Source organism: Spirulina sp. 06S082 (genome assembly GCF_034932145.1).
Classification (GTDB): domain Bacteria; phylum Cyanobacteriota; class Cyanobacteriia; order Cyanobacteriales; family Spirulinaceae; genus CCY15215.
In genome coordinates this window covers 1-18,485 of the sequence record NZ_JAYGHV010000028.1, presented here as the reverse complement: position 1 = coordinate 18,485, position 18,485 = coordinate 1, and the positions used below count along the sequence as shown (strand labels likewise).

The window sequence follows — 18,485 nt, the reverse complement described above, 5'->3', positions numbered from 1 at the left end:
TTCCAGATGAACATTAATTAAGATTACTGTTTCTTCTTGAATCTTAATCTGAGAAACTTGGGCAAGGCGATCGAGATAAAACGCTTTGTAATAAAATGGATTATCGGCAACTTTTTCTAAAACAAGGCGATCGTGTTTTTGGATGGGATAGCGGCTAATAATTGCTTGTCCCGATAGCAGACGACCAAAATGTGCTGAGAAGGGAAAATAGGGAAAAGGAACGTAATTTTTGTCCCAATTGACGGCGATCGCCTGATTTTTAAGTCCCAGTCCTTTTGCTAATTCTGTACCTTGATCGATCCGAAAAGAACGTCGAGAATCTAGATCGATTTCTTGCAATCCAATTAGATCGGGTTGTAGCGGTTTTAAGGCTTGAATTGCTGTCTTCAAATTGTTCTCAAACAGTTCTAAAGTTCGAGGTTCGCTGGTATTATTGGTTAAGCCCGATAAATAACCAATATTGTAAGTTACCACCGTTAATATATCATCTTGCGCTGGATTCTCAGAACCCTCATCAGAAATAATTTCGGCATACTTTTCTTGAGGATAACCTCCAGAAGAACCCCAGAAAAAGAAGAAAATTAGAGCAATAATAGAAACACCGAAAATAGTTCCTAAAATCCACAAAATTGCTATCAAGTTTAGGCTTTTAATGATTTTACCTCCCCTCTTTTCAATTATCCAATCAACAATCCTTTTGATTGCGCCATTTTTAACCAATTGGGATACTCTGTCATTAATTTATCGTAAAGTTTATCATCGCTAAAGGCAAGAGGGTCTTTAACGCTAAAAAAGTCAGCATTATCGATATAGCGATCCTGCAAATTGTCCAAACTTTCTAAAAACTCAAAATTTCCCGAACCAATGGCCATAAACTGCCAAAAAATGGGTTCGTAGGATGCGCGAGTAATTTGTTCTGCGGTCACTTGTTGGTCCATTGATGCGCCATCGGTGACAAACATAACATAGATGGGTTGAGAAGCGGCGATCGCCTCTTTTTGCGGTTTCTTTCCTCCTCCAAATAAACCCCCAAACATTCCTGTAGCCGGTTCTTGTGCTGTTCCAGGAAAATAAAAATTACGGATTGTTTTAATTGCTTTTCCGTAATAAGTTCCCCCTTCTAAAGGATAGCGCTGCTGAAGACTGCTAATAAAGTTTTGGAAGTTTTTTAAGTTCATATCTCCCGCTTCATGGGAATTTGCACCGAAGAGAAAAATATTAATTGCACCATCATCATCAAATTGACAACCCAGTGCTAAAATTCTCTCGGCGAATTGCTGTATTTTCCCAGAAGAATAGAGGGAAGACATTGAACCGGAAATATCTAAACATAAGGCGACTTTAGCGCGGTGGTGCGTTAAATTCGCCTTTTTGAGAGAAATATCTGCTTTTTTGGCTAGATCGATTAATTGAGGTGCTTCTTTTTCAATCTTTTCTAAAGAAATGCCCATTATTCTAATTTTCCTGAATATAGTTCTAGGATTGGCGATCGCCAAAATCTCAAAAATTGGCAATAATGAAGAAGTCGGCGATCGCCAGAATTACAAAAATTTTAATTATTGAGATTTCTGATAATACTTTTCAACAAATGCGGATAAGCCAGAATTGTAACCCTGTCCTACTGCTTGAAAACGCCAAGTTCCATCCTTACGATACAACCGACCAAACTCTAAAGCCGCTTCGGTGGAAAAGTCTTCATCAAGTTCGTAGCGTGTAATTTCTTTCTCTGTTTTCGCATCAGCAATGCGAATAAAAGCATTTCTAACTTGTCCAAAGTTTTGTCGTCTTTCTTGTGCGTCGTGAATAGTGACAACAAAAATCAATTCTTGAATAGACGAATCAATTTTATCCAAATTCACCTCAATAGTTTCGTCATCTCCTTCACCAGCACCACTACGATTGTCCCCCAAATGTTCAACACCGCCATCAGGAGACTTTAAATTATTGTAAAAAATAAAGTAAGGATCCGCAGGAATTTTGCCATTTGCGCCCAACATAAATACAGAGGTATCTAAATCAAAAGCAGTTCCGGTATCAGTAGCATTAAGATCCCATCCCAAACCAACCCATGTATTGGTTAATCCGGGGACTTCTTTAGAGAGATCGATCCGTTCGCCTTTACTTAAATTAATAGTCATTTTAACTCCCTAGGATTGCAACATTCGATCGCGCTTGACGCTTGATTAAATTCTATACCCAATCTCCACAAAATTGTCGTTAAAATTCCGGATATTTTACAATTATTTAGCGATAGGACTTCAAGATTTCTTCAAGTCCATTAACATCTATACCCTCCCCGATCGCCTTCATATCCCAGCCCTTATCTGCCCGGTATAGTTCTGCTAAAATCATTCCAGTCATACCACTATAAGCAGCACCAGATAAATTGTAACGCGCAATTTCTTGATTATTAGCCATATTTAACAAACGAACAAAAGCATTTTTCACTTGTCCGAAGTCTTGTTTGCGCTGATGGCATTTATAGATATTGACAACAAAAACTAATTTCTCAATTTTAGGAGAAATTTGTGGTAATTCAACAATAATTTGTTCGTCATCTCCTTTACCTTCCCCAGTTAAATTATCCCCTAAATGCGCGATCGCGCCGGAACTATGGCGCAAATTGCCAAAGTAAATTACATCACTTTTATCGCGTAGTTTTTGCTGGGAATCCAAACAAATTACCGACGCATCGAGATCGTAATCGTGGGTACTCCCAAATAGTCCCAAAAAACCTCCGGAACCTGGGGCGACATCCCACCCCAAACCGCAAAGCACTCGGGTCAAACCGGGTGCTTCTTTAACCAGAGAAATACGCTGTCCTTTTTGTAGATTAATCGTCATAAAATTGTTTATTGTTTATTGTTTGTTCATCGCTTCCCTCTCAGGAGGGAAGCAAAGAAAAGAGTTAAGCGATCGAGCCTAAAATTGAACGATATAACCACAAAATTTACCGTCCAACTATCAACTATCAACTATCAACTATCAAGAATAGCGATCGAGTAATGATTGCAAACCTCCTTGATAACCTTGTCCGACAGCATTGAGTCGCCAAGTTCCATCTTTAAGATAAAGTTCGGCCATAATCATGGCAGTTTCGACGGAGTAATCTTCTACTAAGTCGTAACGCATGACTTCTTGTTTCGTTTCCACATTGACTAAACGCACAAAAGCATTTTCGATCTGACCGAAATTTTGCCCGCGTTTCTCTGCGTCGTGAATGGTGACAGTGAAAACCAATCTTTGTACTTCTGGGGGGATTTTTCGTAGATCGACGATTACCGCTTCGTCATCCCCTTCTCCTTCCCCCGTCAGGTTATCTCCCATGTGCTTGACACATTGAGAAGCATCGGGACTGGTCAGGTTATTGTAAAAAATGAAATGATTGTCAGAAAGCAGTTTTTCGTTAGCACCCAACATAAACACTGAGGAGTCTAAGTCAAAATCGTGACCCGTATCGGTACTTTTCACATCCCATCCCAAACCGACAAAGACGGCTTTCAGATTGGGTGCTACTTTATCTAAAGAAACGCGCTGTCCTTTTTGAAGTGAAATTCCCATTTGTATCTAATCTGTCGAACTTGCAATGAAATTTAGCGAAATTGTTGAGAAATTTGAGACTGAGTTGGTTCGAGGCACTAGCCTGACCGCTCATCCTGATTGTAACCCCCAGGTAACGGGTATCGCATCTTTGGAAACGGCCACTGCTGAGACTCTTGCTTACAGTGAGGGGGGAAAATACGCAGCAATGGTAGGGGAAACGGCTGCGATCGCCTTAATTTTACCTGTAGATGAAGAATTGCAAAGGATTGCCAGCGATCGCGGTATTGCTTGGGTTGCAACTCCCCATCCTCGTTTGTTATATGCGATCGCCATTTCCTTTTTTTATCAGCCTTATCAACCCAAACCGCAAATTCACCCGACGGCGGTTATCGACTCCAGTGCTAGTTTAGGGCAGGATGTCTCGATTGGCGCTCATGCAGTTATTGGAGAAAATGTCAAGATCGGTTCAGGAGTTTGTATTTTTCCCAATGTTACGGTTTATCCTGGGGTAGAAATCGGCGATCGCACTATTCTTCATGCTAATTGTACGATTGAGGAGAGAAGTAAAATTGGCGCGGATTGTGTCATTCATAGCGGTGTGGTTATTGGTAGTGAGGGATTTGGCTTTGTGCCTAGCGATCGCGGTTGGGTGAAGATGCACCAGTCGGGAATTGTGGTTTTAGAAGACTGCGTAGAGGTGGGTTGCAACAGTGCGATCGATCGCCCTCCTGTAGGAGAGACACGCATCGGCTACAACACGAAAATCGATAATTTAGTACAAATTGGTCACGGTTGTAAAATCGGCTCAAATTGCGCCATTTCCTCCCAAGTAGGGCTTTCTGGACAGGTTATCGTGGGTAATGGGGTACTGTTAGCGGGACAAGTGGGAGTTGCCAATCAAGTTAAAATTGGTGATGGTGCGATCGCGACGGCAAAATCAGGATTACATAAAGATGTCGATCCCAAAGCTATTGTTTCCGGCTATCCCGCAATTCCTAATAAACTGTGGTTGAAAATTTCTGCGGTGTACAATCGCCTGCCAGAAATGTACAAATTGTTCAGACGCATGGCCAAAAAATAACAAATATAAGCATTTAATCTGAGAATTTGTTAGGGAATCAAGGAGATCGATTGAAAACTGTTAAACTGGGAATAAGTTAAGAAAGGATTGGGAGACATGACCGCAACAATCGTCACTTCGACACCCACTCTAGAACAATTTCTGAAGTTACCGGAAACTAAACCGGCTAGCGAATACATTGAGGGTGAAATTGTACAAAAGCCAATGCCAAAGGGAAAACATAGTCTGTTACAGTTGAAGATGTGCAATTGTATTAACGATCCCGTGGAATTGCCCCAAATTGCTTATGCGTTGCCAGAGTTGCGATGTAGTTTTGGAAATCGATCGGTTGTCCCAGATGTTGCTGTTTTCCGTTGGTCTCGAATTCCCTTCGATGCTGATGGAGAAATGCCCAATGATTTTTTATTGTTTCCGGATTGGACAATTGAGATTCTTTCACCCGAACAAAGTTCGAGTCGAGTGATTGATAATATTAGCTATTGTTTGGAATATGGGTGCGATCTGGGTTGGTTATTGGATCCAAGCGATCGCTCTATTTTGGTATTTCAATCGCAGCAACAGCCTAAATTGTTTGTTGGAAGCGATCGCTTACCTATTCTTGAAGAAATTGACTTGGTGCTAACAGTCGAACAAGTTTTTAGTTGGTTAAAAATGGGAAAAAAATAGAGAGGCGATCTCATTAAGTTTAAAGATGATAAGATTAAACTCAAGCGTTTACGATCGCGGTGGTTACGACTTGGCGATCGACTATAGTAGGAAGCCAGTCCCTTCTCTCACCAAGGGCAATCGGCTTTGGGTAGGACAATTTTTATAAGAATAAGCGAAGCAATATCATATCGAATCGCTTCGTTTTGCAATCCTGAATGTGCTATCTTACATTATACCAATTTATTGCTACCAGAATAATCTTTGCTACCCTTTGAATTTATTGTTTTTGGTTCTCCGATTTCCTTACAAACCAACAATCGTGCATTACTTCAAGCGTGGAAAGCCAAAGTGCGTCAAACAGCGATCGCCAATCTTCCCATTAATACCATTCCAACTCGCGATCTCATCCAAGTTGAAGTTGTCTACTATTATAAAAGGATGCCTCTCGATATTGACAATATTGCCAAGCCGATTCTGGATGCGTTTAATCTGTTGATTTATATTGACGATCGCCAAATTACCGATCTCATTATTAGAAAGCGGCTTATCGAGCCAAGTGTGGATACTCGGGAGCTTCCCCTCGCGATCGCGTCAGCTTTAAACCAAAATCGACCTTTTATTTTTGTAAAAATTGAATTTTCTGCTGTATAAATGGGAATCGAATGATGGTAACAAAAAATCTAGAAAATCTTCAAGCAAAATCTGATACAGGAGATCGCGAAACTTTTCTGTATGATTATCCACACCGAGATCGAGAAGATATACAAGAATACTTAAACCGAATTACAGAAATAATAGAACTAGGTGCTTTTGATACTGCGATCGCTTCTGCCATCTTTACTCTAGAAACAATTTTACCTTTCATGGCAGAAGAGGAAAATATCGAGTATGAAACCAAAAGTCCAAGCGAACTTTTACAGGTTTTCGATCGCAAAAATTTAATCGATCGCGAAACTTACAATATTTTAATGCAAGCGATCGCCCTGAGAGATGCTTTTATGGAAAAACGAGAGATTGAAGGCGATCGCAATTTTGCTGAAGGAGTTTTTGCTATTGTTAACAATCTTTTTCGGGGTTTGAAAAATAATAATTGAGGAAAATATTGACTTTGTTTTGCAGGGTTTCTAGAGATTCTGAAGGTGGTATGATATTTAAAGCCTCAGCCTCTAGATTATCTTGTAGTTCGTACCATTGCTCTAACTGTTCTTGTTCTGCATCGGAGAGGATTTCGCCTCGTGTAAAGCGATCGTGCAGTTGTAGTGCGAGTTCGTTATTCATTGGCGATCGTGGCTCATTAAGCTCTATATACAGAATAGCTCGAATTGGAAAAAATAGGCGCGATCGTATCCTTCTTTACCAATGGAAGGAGAAGAGATAACCTAGGATTATCGCATTCTCGTCAGTCGCAGCGAAACCCGACCTCGTGCCGATCTCTATGGGTTTAATCTACAACAATCTATGCCTCATTTTCCTATTCCTTTGCGAGAAAATGATGTAGAACCTATCGTATCATAGCAGAAGAGGAAAATATCGAGCTTGATGTAGCGGCATTATATGCAATACCGCTACGAAGTTTCAAACGATTGTATTCAAAGAATCTAAGGCCATCGGATTAAGTGTATATAGCAGTAAAGCTTCTTACAAAAGATGGCTGTCCCTGAATAGAAGAACGGTGCTTAACCCAACGATCGCGCTTTGCAATTCCGCAATAGCGCGTCCATTGCCAGTGGTTGTTGGGTAAATACCAAATCTTGAGCCGCTTCCACTTTCCATTGCTCTTCTTTTTGTAGTAATGAATCGTTTCTGCAGGCCCGCCACAAGTAGCAGTAATTCCAAATGAACACTTGCGCTTATGTCCATTAGTCCAGCGATCGCGCCAGAAAAAAGCAGCATTTGGATCGCACCAACGCCAAGCATTAGCAGGATACGAACCATTGCAAGCAAATGCGACAAAAGCGTGCCAGCCATCACCCGGAATGCAAAAATGGCCGCCCCAACCACCACCAGAATCGCTGCCAAACTGAACAGGCAGTACAATTCCAAGACTATCGAGATCGGCTTCCAACGGTTCCCCAATCGTATCAGTCAAGTTGACGCTTTGCTGAAGTCCGGCTTGTATAGCAATCTCTCGTGGAACTGGTTTATTAGGGCAGAGCTTAGAATAGATTTCTAAAGCTGATAAATTTGACATTGTTGCTAACACAGACGGCATCATTCGCTCTGCATCACCCAGTTCGCGCATGGCAATCCCATATCCGTCTTCCTCTTCAACTGCGTAGAATTCGACTCGAGCGCCATTGGAGAGAACGATGGTTGCAAGCGATTTTAATGATGTGGGTTCGTCTTCGATTTCCTGACCGTCTGGACCAAAACCACTGGCTACATAATCGAATGGAGGAGTTTCGGCTGACATACACTCCTGACCATTATTAGGCAAACTGCAATTGCAAGTTGCATTTTGGGTTTCATCAGCATTTCCCGACTCAATGCCACGATTTGAGGACAGGCTAGAGTCCGTTTGAGTTGTCACAATACTACGTCGATCCATTTTATTGTTTCCCATGATTGATATCACAACAGAAAATGATTTGATCGAATAAATCTTCGATCTCTGATATAGAAGTCAACCTTCTATATCATTGGGAATATTGAAAATTGTGTTTTCAGCATCCTCTATTAGATGTAACGAAGTGCCATCAAAAAATATTCCGCGATCGCTAAAAAAACTTTCACCTCTTCCACACAATCCCTGTATTCAAAGATTTACAGCTAATTTTCTGTAACTTTTCAATGGTGGGAATGCTGAATTATTACTCTTAATTTAAAGTGATGTCAAGATCAATTGCGGATCACTTACTTATCAATTGCCGATCTTGTTTCACCCAGAATAAGACAGTCATCCTAGAGATACAGGACTTAAAAGAATAGAATTCAGTGAATCTACTTAAAGCCCTACTCAAACCAGTTTTTTGTTGTCAATATCCTCATGACTATGAATTCTCAGGCTCCCTCTCTCTCTCAAAACCAAATGACTCAACTTTCTACCCAAAATCCAGTGCCAGATTTTCACGAAGACGAGCGAATTTTTGGTAAATTATTGGCAGATTCCCAACATCAATTAAGAGTGCAGCGTATTGCCCGCAAACAGACCCGAGGAACAGCTATTGATTGGGAAGATGCGGCGCAAACTGCCCAAGAAAAGATCTGGCAAAAACTCAAAGCACAAAAATTTGATTCCGATCGCGGTAACTTCTATCATTGGGCAGCAATAGTGGCACGATTTGCGGTCATCGATCTTGTGCGCCGAGAAAAATTGAGAACTTGTGACAGCCTCGATCGCAATCTTCCTGGTACAAATCAACCCATTCTTAATACTATCGCCGATAGTGCCAATTTATTTGACTCTCTTGAATATCAGGATTTAATGCAGCGAATCCGAAAAGCGATCGAGCGTATCGATCTCTCCTATCCCCAACGACGCTATCTTAAACTTTGGAAAGGCAAACTCAAAGGCAAAACTCAGGCTAAGTTAGCCTCTGAATTAGGAATTACTCAAGGTGCTATTTCCAAACGCTGGAAAGAACTAACCGTTCGCATTGTTGAAACAATTTAATAACGAGAATATCTTTTCAGTATAATGCGATCGCCCCTAACGGTCTGCTTCAGAAAAATTGACAAGAACGGGTCTCGGTGTTGACTGGACAATCAATTAAACTGGACTGGGGATTCTCTAGAGTAGCGAAAATTGGCAGTACCGGAAAGAGAGAAGAGGGGTTAGCCGGTTAAACCCAAGGATATAAGGATAAAGAAGAAATTTCCTCCCTGCCAAAACGGAAAACTCTTCCAAAGGTGTCTCAATACCTGATACATTTACCCAGTATTGGCAAATAAAGTTGAAAAAAAATAATATGAAAGCTCTGGTTATCGGTGGTGATGGTTATTGCGGTTGGGCAACAGCCCTCCACCTTTCTAATCAAGGATACGAGGTCGGCATTCTCGATAATTTAAGTCGCCGCTATTGGGATACGAAGTTGGGAGTCGATACCCTGACCCCGATCGCCCCCATTCAAAAACGCTTACAACGATGGACCGAGTTAACGGGGAAAACCATCGATCTGTTTATTGGCGATATTACCGATTATGATTTTTTAAGCAAATCCCTACGGCAATTTGAACCAACGACGATTGTTCACTTTGGGGAACAGCGATCGGCACCCTATTCGATGATCGATCGCGAACACGCTGTTTTTACCCAAGTTAATAATGTGGTAGGAACGTTGAATATCCTTTATGCCATGAAGGAGGATTTTCCCGATTGCCATTTGGTGAAGTTGGGAACGATGGGAGAATACGGCACTCCTAATATTGATATTGAAGAAGGTTATATCGAGATCGAACACAACGGACGCAAAGATACTCTTCCTTATCCCAAACAGCCTGGTAGTTTTTACCACCTTTCCAAGGTCCACGACAGCCATAATATTCACTTCGCTTGCAAAATTTGGGGGCTTCGCGCAACGGATCTCAACCAAGGTATTGTTTATGGGGTGAAAACCGAAGAAACGGCGATGGATGACCTTCTCATCAATCGTTTGGACTACGATGGTGTCTTTGGGACGGCATTGAATCGCTTCTGCATTCAAGCGGCGATCGGGCATCCTTTAACGGTATATGGTAAGGGGGGTCAAACGCGCGGTTTGTTGGACATTCGCGATACAGTACGTTGTATGAAATTGGCGATCGACAATCCTGCGGAACCGGGTCAATTCCGCGTCTTTAACCAGTTTACCGAACTTTTTAGCGTTGGCGATCTGGCGTTGAAGGTCAAGAAAGCGGCAGCTAAAATGGATTTGGAAGTCAAGATTGACAATCTTCCTAATCCTCGAGTTGAATTGGAAGAACATTATTTTAATGCCAAGAACACGAAACTTCTCGATTTAGGCTTGAAACCTCATCTTCTTGATGATTCTTTACTCGATTCTTTGCTCAATTTTGCCACAAAGTATCAAAATCGAGTTGACAAAAAACAAATTCTACCTACGGTATCTTGGCATCGACAACAAAAAGAAGAAGAAGCGACTTCTCCAAGCAATGGTACGGGAAATAGTCAGAAACTCACCGCTAACGCTTCGCGTTCTAGCGGGATATTGAATCAACGATAGCTCCTAACCTGACCAGTCTAAGCGTTAAGCTGACCAAGAGAGACGAGGCAAACCTTACCCTTTCTTGGTCGATTGGATATGCTGAACTAAATTCAGCATACCTACTCCCTCCGGGAACGCTACGCGAACGACCGCTCATCAATGTAGCGCAACTCATTAGTTTTTGACTCATTCAAAGAATGAATTTTTCCACCAAATTGAGCTTGGCGATCGCGCAAAATCAAAGCATTTTAGTCCTGGGGTTAGACCCCAACCCAGAAATGTTACCCGATCGCTATGGCATCCCAGAGAATAAATCTCAACTCATCACAGCTTTTCGCGACTGGTTAACAGGACTGATCCAAGAAACCCAATCTTATATTTGTGCCTATAAACTCAGTTTTGGCTTTTATAAATCTTATGGGGCTTCTGGATTAGAATTACTCGAGGTAATTCTCGCAGAAATCCCTCAACATTTACCTGTTATTCTCGATGCCAATCACGGCGATCTTAACACGACTACTGTTTTTGCTCGTACCGCTTTCCATGAATGGCAAGTTGATGCAATTACCCTCAGTCCTTACGCAGGACAAGATCAAGCAGCGCCCTTTTTATTATACCCCGAAAAAGCAGCCTTTATTCTTTGTCGCACGTCTAACCCTTCCGCCTTTCCCATTCAAGAATATCCTGATTCCGATTCCCCTCTTTATTTGCAAATTGTTAAGGAAGTGAAAGCCTGGGGAACTCCAGAACAATTATGCTTAGAAGTGGGAACAACTTCTCCAGATATTTTAGCAGAAGTGCGATCGCTGGCTCCAGAAAGACTGATTTGGCTGCGGAGTATTTGGGCTCAAGAGGAAAATCTTGAAGGTCTGATTCGGGCAGGATTAAACGAGAATGGAGAAGGATTATTATTACCCGTACCTCAAGATTGGGGAAGTCAAGAAAATATTGTTACATTACTTCAATCTCTCAACGATCGCGTTGGAGAAATTTGTCACGAAGTTCGCACAGAAGGAACAACTTGCGAGGTTTGGGTTCCCGATGTTTGTTTATTGAAACAGCATCCTCATCAAGATTTAATACTGCAACTCTTTGATATTGGCTGCATTCTTTTTGGAGATTACGTGCAAGCATCGGGAGCGACTTTTTCCTATTATATTGACCTTCGCACCATTATCTCTCGACCGCAAGTGTTTCACCAAGTTCTCAATGCTTATGAAGACGTATTGAAAACCCTCAGTTTCGATCGCATTGCAGGAATTCCTTATGGTTCCCTTCCCACTGCAACCGGTTTATCTTTGCGACTACAACATCCGATGATTTTTCCTCGTAAAGAAACGAAAGCACATGGGACGAGAAAAGCAATTGAAGGCAAGTTTGTACAAGGGGAAACCGTGGTGGTAGTGGATGATATTTTGATTAGTGGCAAAAGCGCGATCGAAGGGGCAAATAAGTTGCAATCTGCGGGGTTAGTCGTAGAAGATATTGTTGTTTTGATCGACCATGAAGGAGGAGTAAAAGAACGACTGCGAGAGAGTGGTTATAATGCCCATTCTGTCTTAGGAATTTCGGACATTACTCAAACTCTTTACGAAGCGGGACGCATTGACGAACAACAATACGCTATTTTGTTGGGGTGAAAAAAATAATATTCGCTCTTTTTATTTCTGTCTTAATTTTAGCGTAATATTAGTTGAGGGGGATGGGTCAAGCGATCGCCGACCCATCCTGCCGTTAATATGCGAAGAATTTCTAGCCCTTGGATAAAACTAAGGCATCAAATCGCTGCAATTACTCGCATTTTCGATCGCCCTTAGTTGAGGCTGACTTTAACAACTTTATTTTTTTCATCTTCTGCTTTGGGTAAAGTCAGATTGAGAATACCATTGGTATATTCCGCCGTTGCATCGGTATTTTGAACGCGAGAAGGAAGAGGGATGACCCGGCGGAAACTACCGTAATAGAATTCGCTGCGTTTTACACCTTTTTCTTCTGATTGAGTTTTCGATTTGCGTTCGCCACTAATCGCAACCGCTTCAGCCGTTACTTGAATATCGATATCTTTTGCTTCCATTCCGGGGACTTCGAGTTTAAGAAGAACTGCATCCTCGGTTTCTTCAAGTTCCGCCGCCGGAACAAAGTTTCCATTCAAGCGATCGGGGACATTTCGTGCATCATCAAAAAGACGATTCATTTCTTGGTGCAGGCGATCGATATCTTGAAAAGGTTGAAAACGAATTAGGTTCATGATATTAACCTCCTAAGCTATCTTTTTCTATCATTTCAGGCAGTTGTTTGACTTACCTTTGATTACTAAGTTAGCGAAGATAAATAAAGAAGTCAGTGAGGTTTTAACAACTAAAAAATTCAGGATTACCGTACTTATTTTTTAACTTTTCGGTTTACCGAACTTGGTTTTTCGGTTTGGCGATCGCGATACTTCATCAAGAAATAATGCTTAATTTCAGTTCCAGGCGATCGCGATATATTTTTAGGCATAGATTTGCCACTCTCAATTAGAAAAAGAAGCGATCGCAATTCATGGCATAATTCAAACACGAGAATTGAGAGGCTCAACAATGTCCAACAGCGATCGTTTATGCGTGGTCACGGGAGTCGGTCCTGGCAACGGTGCATCTATTTCGCGAAAATTTGCCCAAGAAGGCTACCGTGTTATCATGCTTGCACGCTCCGTCGAACGCTTGCAAGGGATAGAAAAACAGATTCCCAACAGTATTAGTATTCCTACCAATGTTGGCGATCGCGAAGCCGTTCGCAAAACCTTTGAGATGATTCGCAAAGAAATCGGCAAAGTTAGCGTTTTAGTTCACAATGCCGGATCGGGACAATTCAAAGATTTTCTCAACACCTCCCCCGAAGACTTCGAGCAAAGTTGGCGCGTAAATGCCCTCGGTTTGCTCCTTTGCGGTCAAGAAGCAGCGCGAGATATGCTCGAACTTGGTGGCGGCGCGATCGTGGCGATCGGGGCGACTGCTTCCTGGCGTGGGGGCATCAAAACCGCCCCCTTTGCCTCCGCAAAAGCCGCCCAACGCAGTCTCGCACAATCCATGGCCAAAAGCCTCGGACCGCAAAATATTCACGTTTCCTATGTTATTATCGACGGCATGATAGACGTGCCTCAAACTCGCGCTAATTTTCCCGATCGCCCGAATGATGCCTTTCTCAACCCCGATCGCCTTGCCGATACAGTCTTCTATCTGGCTCATCAAGACCCCACAGCATGGACATTTGAACTCGATTTGCGCCCTTATTTGGAACAATGGTAGGATTTAACAACCGATGAAAAACCCCCCTTAACCCCCGGCAAAAAGGGAAAAGGAGAGTCACCACCAACAAGAAATAACTGCAACCAAGCACACTACGGAACAATTAAAACCGGACAAGGAGATAAATTAATCACGCGATTGGTAACGCTTTCAGAAACCCCTTCGGCAGTTAAACCCATGCCGCGAGAACCCATGACAATAAGGTTGGCATCGAGTTCGTCTGCAACATCGCAAATCGTAAAAGAAGGCATTCCTTCTCGTTCAATCGTTTCCGCGTCGATTCCTTTGCTAGAAAATGCCGCTTTTGCACCATCGAGCAATTTTTCCACCTGTTGAGGGGAACTCATGACCTCCTGAGCTTTAGTTTCCTGTTCGATAGTCGGCGCTTCAACAACAGAGAGTAAAATAAGGCGACTTTCGTATTTGCGAACAAGTTCCGCAACCACTTTCATCGCATTAGCCGCTTCCGGACTGGCATCGAGAGGGAATAGAACCGTTTTAAACATAAACTGTATCTCCAGTAACACCCGCTCCTGTACAATCAGCTAGGGATCGATCCCCCAAACTGGGGAAATTTGCGTTCCCTAGCAATATTGAATCGCATTTTGAGAAACTCAAACGAAAACAGGAGAATATTCTTATGCCTAAGAAAACTGTAGCAAATTTATCAGAAGCGGATTTAAAAGGTAAACGGGTTTTGGTTCGAGCCGATTTTAACGTTCCTTTTGATGATAAAGGCGCAATTACCGACGATACTCGGATTCGGGCAGCATTACCGACGATCCAAGATTTAACGAAAAAAGGCGCAAAAGTCTTATTATCGAGCCACATGGGTCGTCCTAAAGGACAGGTGAAAGAGGAATTGCGCCTCACTCCCGTTGCTAAACGCTTATCGGAGTTATTGGGGCAAAATGTCACCATGTGTTCTGATTGTATCGGCGATGCGGTGGCTTCTGTGGTTAGCGGCATGAATAATGGCGATGTTGCTTTATTGGAAAATGTCCGTTTCTATGCCGAAGAAGAGAAAAACGATCCTGAATTTGCTCAGAAATTAGCGGCGAATGCAGATATCTACGTTAATGAGGCTTTCGGGACGGCACACCGCGCCCATGCTTCTACGGAGGGTGTCACTAAAGTTCTAAAAACCAGCGTTGCTGGCTATTTAATTGAGAAAGAATTGAAGTTCTTGCAAGGGGCGATCGACAATCCTCAGCGTCCTTTGGCGGCAATTATCGGCGGTTCTAAGGTTTCGAGCAAAATCGGGGTCATTGAAACATTATTGGATAAGTGCGATAAGTTGCTGATTGGTGGTGGCATGATTTTCACTTTCTACAAGGCACGAGGATTGAGCGTTGGCAAGTCTTTGGTGGAAGAAGATAAGTTAGAATTGGCCAAAACTTTGGAAGCGAAAGCTAAAGAAAAAGGAGTAGAGTTATTATTACCGACGGATGTAGTGGTCGCAGATAATTTTGCGCCGGATGCTAATGCTCAAACGGTAAGCGTCAATGCTATTCCTGAAGGTTGGATGGGTTTGGATATTGGACCTGATTCTGTGAAGACTTTCCAAGCAGCTTTAGAAGACTGCAAATGCGTGATTTGGAATGGTCCTATGGGGGTTTTTGAATTTGATAAATTTGCCCCAGGAACTGAGGCGATCGCCCATACTTTGGCAGGTTTGACTCCTAAAGGCTGCATTACCATTATCGGTGGTGGTGATTCGGTTGCAGCCGTAGAAAAAGTAGGGGTTGCTGAAAAAATGAGTCATATTTCGACGGGTGGTGGTGCCAGTTTGGAATTGTTGGAAGGAAAAACACTTCCTGGAATTGCTGCGTTGAATGATGCTTAATTCTTGTTTGGGTTGAATTTAAGAAGAGGCGCGATCGCGCCTCTTTTTGCATATATGTGATGGCCTTAATTTAAAGGTAAATATTCAATGCGATCGCGATATTCATCCTCAAACGATGCACTTGCAATTAAAATTAATTCATCAAGTAATTGACCCATACCGATCTCGAGATCGATCGTAAAAATACCGGGAATATGCCCACCTTCTTCGAGATGTTGTGCTAAATGTTTTGGCATTGATTTACGATTATTTGTGACTAAAATATAATTGTTAAGTTCACACCAAACTAATATTTCTGGATCGAGTGTTCCTTTAGGAGGTACATCTAAATCTCCGATAATTCTAACTTTTAATTCTGGATTTCGTCGTACCAGTTGAGTTCGGAAGACTGGGGAAATATGTTCATCAAGTAAATATTGAATTGCCATTATACCCGAACTTCAGATATTTTGAGTTGAGCTTTGAGGTTTCGTATTTTCAACCGTCCGGGAGAGGGATTTTTTTGTTGTTGCTGACGCATTTGACGAGAAAATTCTAGCCAATCCGCTAAATAACGATCAATTTTATTCTTGTTTTGCAAATAATATAAAATTGTTGCATAAACTTGATCTAAGGTAACAGTATGAAAGCATTCTAAAATTTCCTCGGGGGTTTTACAGTGATAGATATATTCGTAAAGAATACTCTCAATGCCAATACGAGTTCCTTTAATACGAATATCCTCGGAGTCTAGAAAATCAAAATATTCTTCGATTTGCATGATTCATTATTGCTATTTTAGTGGCGATCGCCTGTTTTGGCATCAAACCAATGAATGCGATCGCGATTAAAGGCCAATTTAATTGCTTCTTTTCCCCACTCGCGATCGGGACTGACGAGAATGCGAAGGGTATCCTTTGAACCGTTAACCTTAACACTCGCCAATAACTCCCGACCGAAGTTTTCCACGAGAAATACATTGCCCTCAACTGTAATTTTATCTTCCTCTGTTGCAATGCTTAAATCTTCTGGACGAATGCCCATATCGATCGCAGAGGGAAACACAGAAAACGATGGTAGTGGAATTGAAAAATCCCCTAGAATAGCGCGATCGCCTTTACATTCTAGCGAGAGTAAATTCATCTGAGGACTACCAACAAACCCCGCAACAAACTTATTAGCAGGATGAGTATAAATACGACCAGGCGGATCGAGTTGCTGTACCAGTCCATCTAGAAGGATGGCTACTTTACTCGATAAAGTCATCGCTTCAGTTTGGTCGTGGGTGACATAAACAACGGGTTTTTGTTGCGCTTCAAATAACTGCTTAAGTTCCTCTCTGACCTGTTCTCGTAATAAAGCATCTAAATTACTTAGGGGTTCGTCGAGAAGAAAAACCTCGGGCTTTCTCACCAAAGCGCGAGCTAGGGCAACGCGTTGGCGCTGTCCTCCAGAAAGTTGTCCTGGTTTGCGATCGCCTAAATGAGAGAGTCCTAATGTATCGGTAACTGCACCAACGCGCTGTTGAATTTCCTCTTTAGGGGTTTTGCGTATCTTCAATGAGGTGGCGATATTTTCAGCAACTGTCATGTGAGGATAAAGGGCATAACTTTGAAAGACCATCGCCATATTGCGATCGCCAGGAGGAGTACGAGTCAGGTTATTTTCTCCCACGATTACTTCCCCCGATGTGGGTTCTTCTAAACCTGCGATCAATCTTAGTAAAGTAGATTTACCGCATCCTGAAGGACCTAATAATGTTAAAAACTCTCCATCATCTACTGTTAAACTTATATCTTTAACGGGAATGACATTGGGTGCAAATTGTTTGCGTAAGCTGTGTAATTTTAGAATAGCCATGATAATTTTATTTGTGAAGCACCTATCGTCAATGAATCTAATGCGATCGCATACTTGCTACTTCTCTACTAGAATCTGAAAAAACTAATTATACTCTAATCCTTATTCCTAGTAAAATCGCACTCAATAAATCGTTACATAGAAAAACTTGACAAATTGGCAGTAATGAAGTTTTTTGACCATAGAGGCGGCAAAATACTTTTTCCCTTCGGTTTGCGCGTCGATATTGGGGGTTAACCCCTAGCCAGATAAGGTAATTTGTAATTTAGTTCCCTCGATTGTTGATAATTGTTCGTTGATAATTGATAATTGTCCAACAGCGATCGCTCATTACAAACAATCATGCAAACCTATTTCTACATTTTAGCCAGTCAGCGTTTTTTACTCGAGGAAGAACCTTTTGCGGAAGTTCTCAAAGAACGAACGAGGTACTATAAAGAGCATGAAAAAGAGATTGATTTTTGGCTGGTTAAACAGCCTGCTTTTTTGGAGACTCCAGAAATGGCTGCTGTTAAAGCAAAGTGTCCGCCATCTTGCGTTGCGGTGATTTCCACAGATCCCAAATTTACAACTTGGCTCAAATTGCGTTTAGAATATGTTTTGAAGGGTGAGTTTCAAGCACCCTCAGCAACGATTCCCGATCCTCTGGCTTCCCTAGAAACGGCAGTGTGAAAAGGGCTGACCGATAAGCGACTAAATTCATGGTCAAGCAAAATTCCCTTCCGATCGCCTGTTTCCTCTTACTAACCCTAGGTTGGTGGGGAAAAGGCGATCGTAGTATTGCACAAATATCCCTTCCTTCCTGCGAACCTCCCCAAACTGGGGAATTACTTGTGCTGGTATCAACACCCACTCCAGATGCACGAGAATTACTCCGTCGAGGCTTACCCTATAACACAAAAATTGATATTTGTCAATACCGAGGTAATGTAGCCAGTCGAGTTGGCGGTTTTGAGGATGTGAGTGTTGCAAATAAATGGGGACGCTACATTAACGAAATTTTAGGGCTTCAAATCTCAATTGCGCGTCTTCCTAACGATACTTCTGTTATTCCCCTTCCCCCCACACTCCCCCCACCTCCCACACCCCTCACACCC

The 18,485-nt window shown here is 42.1% G+C and carries 24 protein-coding genes and 2 pseudogenes; 13 read left to right on the top strand and 13 right to left on the bottom strand.

Going from position 1 to position 18,485, the window contains the following annotated elements:
- From VB714_RS04225 to VB714_RS04205, 5 genes are all read right to left on the bottom strand, one after another.
- On the bottom strand, positions 1 to 639 hold a 639-nt coding region (locus tag VB714_RS04225; RefSeq protein WP_323221497.1), incomplete at its 3' end, for an endonuclease/exonuclease/phosphatase family protein.
- Between the two features lie 38 nt (positions 640 to 677).
- A complete protein-coding gene (locus VB714_RS04220; RefSeq protein ID WP_323221496.1) occupies positions 678 to 1,451 on the bottom strand; it encodes a VWA domain-containing protein in 774 nt (257 codons plus the stop codon).
- 105 nt (positions 1,452 to 1,556) lie between these two features.
- Positions 1,557 to 2,138: a TerD family protein gene (locus tag VB714_RS04215; protein WP_323221494.1), complete on the bottom strand. Its 582-nt coding sequence runs from the start codon at positions 2,136 to 2,138 to the stop codon at positions 1,557 to 1,559.
- A gap of 106 nt (positions 2,139 to 2,244) precedes the next feature.
- Positions 2,245 to 2,844 (bottom strand): TerD family protein, encoded by a 600-nt coding sequence (locus VB714_RS04210; protein WP_323221492.1) that lies wholly within the window; start codon positions 2,842 to 2,844, stop codon positions 2,245 to 2,247.
- 141 nt (positions 2,845 to 2,985) lie between these two features.
- Positions 2,986 to 3,561 (bottom strand): TerD family protein, encoded by a 576-nt coding sequence (locus VB714_RS04205; RefSeq protein WP_323221490.1) that lies wholly within the window; start codon positions 3,559 to 3,561, stop codon positions 2,986 to 2,988.
- Positions 3,562 to 3,586: 25 nt separating this feature from the next.
- On the opposite strand from VB714_RS04205, the gene lpxD reads away from it, so the two are divergent.
- From lpxD to VB714_RS04180, 5 genes are all read left to right on the top strand, one after another.
- On the top strand, positions 3,587 to 4,624 hold the full coding sequence (gene lpxD / locus VB714_RS04200) for a UDP-3-O-(3-hydroxymyristoyl)glucosamine N-acyltransferase (protein ID WP_323221488.1): 1,038 nt from the start codon (positions 3,587 to 3,589) through the stop codon (positions 4,622 to 4,624).
- Positions 4,625 to 4,720: 96 nt separating this feature from the next.
- The gene (locus tag VB714_RS04195; RefSeq protein WP_323221486.1) at positions 4,721 to 5,290 is read left to right on the top strand and encodes a Uma2 family endonuclease; all 570 of its coding nucleotides are present in this window, start codon (positions 4,721 to 4,723) and stop codon (positions 5,288 to 5,290) included.
- Between the two features lie 25 nt (positions 5,291 to 5,315).
- Positions 5,316 to 5,438 (top strand): DUF4058 family protein, encoded by a 123-nt coding sequence (locus VB714_RS04190; RefSeq protein ID WP_323221484.1) that lies wholly within the window; start codon positions 5,316 to 5,318, stop codon positions 5,436 to 5,438.
- 95 nt (positions 5,439 to 5,533) lie between these two features.
- A complete protein-coding gene (locus tag VB714_RS04185; RefSeq protein ID WP_323221483.1) occupies positions 5,534 to 5,923 on the top strand; it encodes a RusA family crossover junction endodeoxyribonuclease in 390 nt (129 codons plus the stop codon).
- An 11-nt stretch (positions 5,924 to 5,934) separates the two neighbouring features.
- Positions 5,935 to 6,366: a hypothetical protein gene (locus VB714_RS04180; protein ID WP_323221480.1), complete on the top strand. Its 432-nt coding sequence runs from the start codon at positions 5,935 to 5,937 to the stop codon at positions 6,364 to 6,366.
- On the opposite strand, the gene VB714_RS04175 is transcribed toward VB714_RS04180, so the two are convergent.
- Positions 6,329 to 6,550, bottom strand: a complete 222-nt coding sequence (locus tag VB714_RS04175; protein WP_323221478.1) for a hypothetical protein — start codon at positions 6,548 to 6,550, stop codon at positions 6,329 to 6,331. The two genes, VB714_RS04180 and VB714_RS04175, sit on opposite strands and share 38 nt — an antisense overlap.
- Positions 6,551 to 6,664: 114 nt before the next feature.
- On the opposite strand from VB714_RS04175, the gene VB714_RS27320 reads away from it, so the two are divergent.
- Positions 6,665 to 6,787, top strand: a complete 123-nt coding sequence (locus VB714_RS27320; RefSeq protein ID WP_416309599.1) for a DUF4058 family protein — start codon at positions 6,665 to 6,667, stop codon at positions 6,785 to 6,787.
- Positions 6,788 to 6,884: 97 nt separating this feature from the next.
- Here VB714_RS27320 and VB714_RS04170 read toward each other — a convergent pair whose 3' ends face one another.
- The gene (locus VB714_RS04170) at positions 6,885 to 7,835 is read right to left on the bottom strand and encodes a hypothetical protein (RefSeq protein WP_323221476.1); all 951 of its coding nucleotides are present in this window, start codon (positions 7,833 to 7,835) and stop codon (positions 6,885 to 6,887) included.
- 423 nt (positions 7,836 to 8,258) lie between these two features.
- Here VB714_RS04170 and VB714_RS04165 point away from each other — a divergent pair, with 423 nt between their 5' ends.
- The 3 genes and pseudogenes from VB714_RS04165 to VB714_RS04155 all read left to right on the top strand — a co-directional run bounded on the left by VB714_RS04165 (position 8,259) and on the right by VB714_RS04155 (position 12,056).
- On the top strand, positions 8,259 to 8,885 hold the full coding sequence (locus VB714_RS04165; RefSeq protein ID WP_323221474.1) for a sigma-70 family RNA polymerase sigma factor: 627 nt from the start codon (positions 8,259 to 8,261) through the stop codon (positions 8,883 to 8,885).
- A gap of 295 nt (positions 8,886 to 9,180) precedes the next feature.
- Positions 9,181 to 10,332, top strand: a pseudogene (locus VB714_RS04160) (NAD-dependent epimerase/dehydratase family protein); the annotation flags it as partial.
- A gap of 281 nt (positions 10,333 to 10,613) precedes the next feature.
- On the top strand, positions 10,614 to 12,056 hold the full coding sequence (locus tag VB714_RS04155; RefSeq protein WP_323221469.1) for a bifunctional orotidine-5'-phosphate decarboxylase/orotate phosphoribosyltransferase: 1,443 nt from the start codon (positions 10,614 to 10,616) through the stop codon (positions 12,054 to 12,056).
- A 173-nt stretch (positions 12,057 to 12,229) separates the two neighbouring features.
- Here the strand turns inward: VB714_RS04155 and VB714_RS04150 are convergent, their stop codons facing one another.
- Together VB714_RS04150 and VB714_RS04145 are read right to left on the bottom strand one after the other, a co-directional pair.
- Entirely contained in the window at positions 12,230 to 12,664 is a 435-nt protein-coding gene (locus VB714_RS04150) for an Hsp20/alpha crystallin family protein (RefSeq protein ID WP_323221466.1), read from the bottom strand.
- Positions 12,665 to 12,798: 134 nt separating this feature from the next.
- Positions 12,799 to 12,996 (bottom strand): hypothetical protein, encoded by a 198-nt coding sequence (locus VB714_RS04145; protein ID WP_323221464.1) that lies wholly within the window; start codon positions 12,994 to 12,996, stop codon positions 12,799 to 12,801.
- Between VB714_RS04145 and VB714_RS04140 the strand changes: the two genes are divergently transcribed.
- Complete coding sequence (locus tag VB714_RS04140; protein ID WP_323221462.1) at positions 12,996 to 13,703, top strand: SDR family NAD(P)-dependent oxidoreductase; 708 nt, start codon at positions 12,996 to 12,998, stop codon at positions 13,701 to 13,703. The genes VB714_RS04145 and VB714_RS04140 overlap by 1 nt on opposite strands.
- 92 nt (positions 13,704 to 13,795) lie before the next feature.
- Here the strand turns inward: VB714_RS04140 and VB714_RS04135 are convergent, their stop codons facing one another.
- Positions 13,796 to 14,209 carry a universal stress protein gene (locus VB714_RS04135; protein WP_204104792.1) on the bottom strand — a complete coding sequence of 138 codons (414 nt, stop codon included), beginning with the start codon at positions 14,207 to 14,209 and terminating at the stop codon, positions 13,796 to 13,798.
- Positions 14,210 to 14,343: 134 nt separating this feature from the next.
- On the opposite strand from VB714_RS04135, the gene VB714_RS04130 reads away from it, so the two are divergent.
- On the top strand, positions 14,344 to 15,549 hold the full coding sequence (locus VB714_RS04130) for a phosphoglycerate kinase (RefSeq protein WP_323221460.1): 1,206 nt from the start codon (positions 14,344 to 14,346) through the stop codon (positions 15,547 to 15,549).
- Positions 15,550 to 15,614: 65 nt separating this feature from the next.
- Here the strand turns inward: VB714_RS04130 and VB714_RS04125 are convergent, their stop codons facing one another.
- Genes VB714_RS04125 through VB714_RS04115 form a run of 3 tightly spaced genes read right to left on the bottom strand, consistent with a single transcriptional unit; the run spans position 15,615 to position 17,388 of the window.
- A complete protein-coding gene (locus tag VB714_RS04125; RefSeq protein ID WP_323221458.1) occupies positions 15,615 to 15,977 on the bottom strand; it encodes a DUF5615 family PIN-like protein in 363 nt (120 codons plus the stop codon).
- Positions 15,977 to 16,309 (bottom strand): DUF433 domain-containing protein, encoded by a 333-nt coding sequence (locus VB714_RS04120; protein ID WP_323221456.1) that lies wholly within the window; start codon positions 16,307 to 16,309, stop codon positions 15,977 to 15,979. The genes VB714_RS04125 and VB714_RS04120 overlap by 1 nt, the downstream gene beginning before the upstream one ends.
- Before the next feature lie 17 nt (positions 16,310 to 16,326).
- Entirely contained in the window at positions 16,327 to 17,388 is a 1,062-nt protein-coding gene (locus VB714_RS04115) for an ABC transporter ATP-binding protein (RefSeq protein WP_323221454.1), read from the bottom strand.
- 342 nt (positions 17,389 to 17,730) lie between these two features.
- On the opposite strand from VB714_RS04115, the gene VB714_RS04110 reads away from it, so the two are divergent.
- Positions 17,731 to 18,060, top strand: a complete 330-nt coding sequence (locus VB714_RS04110; protein WP_323221453.1) for an MgPME-cyclase complex family protein — start codon at positions 17,731 to 17,733, stop codon at positions 18,058 to 18,060.
- Between the two features lie 29 nt (positions 18,061 to 18,089).
- Positions 18,090 to 18,485, top strand: a pseudogene (locus VB714_RS04105) (hypothetical protein); the annotation flags it as partial.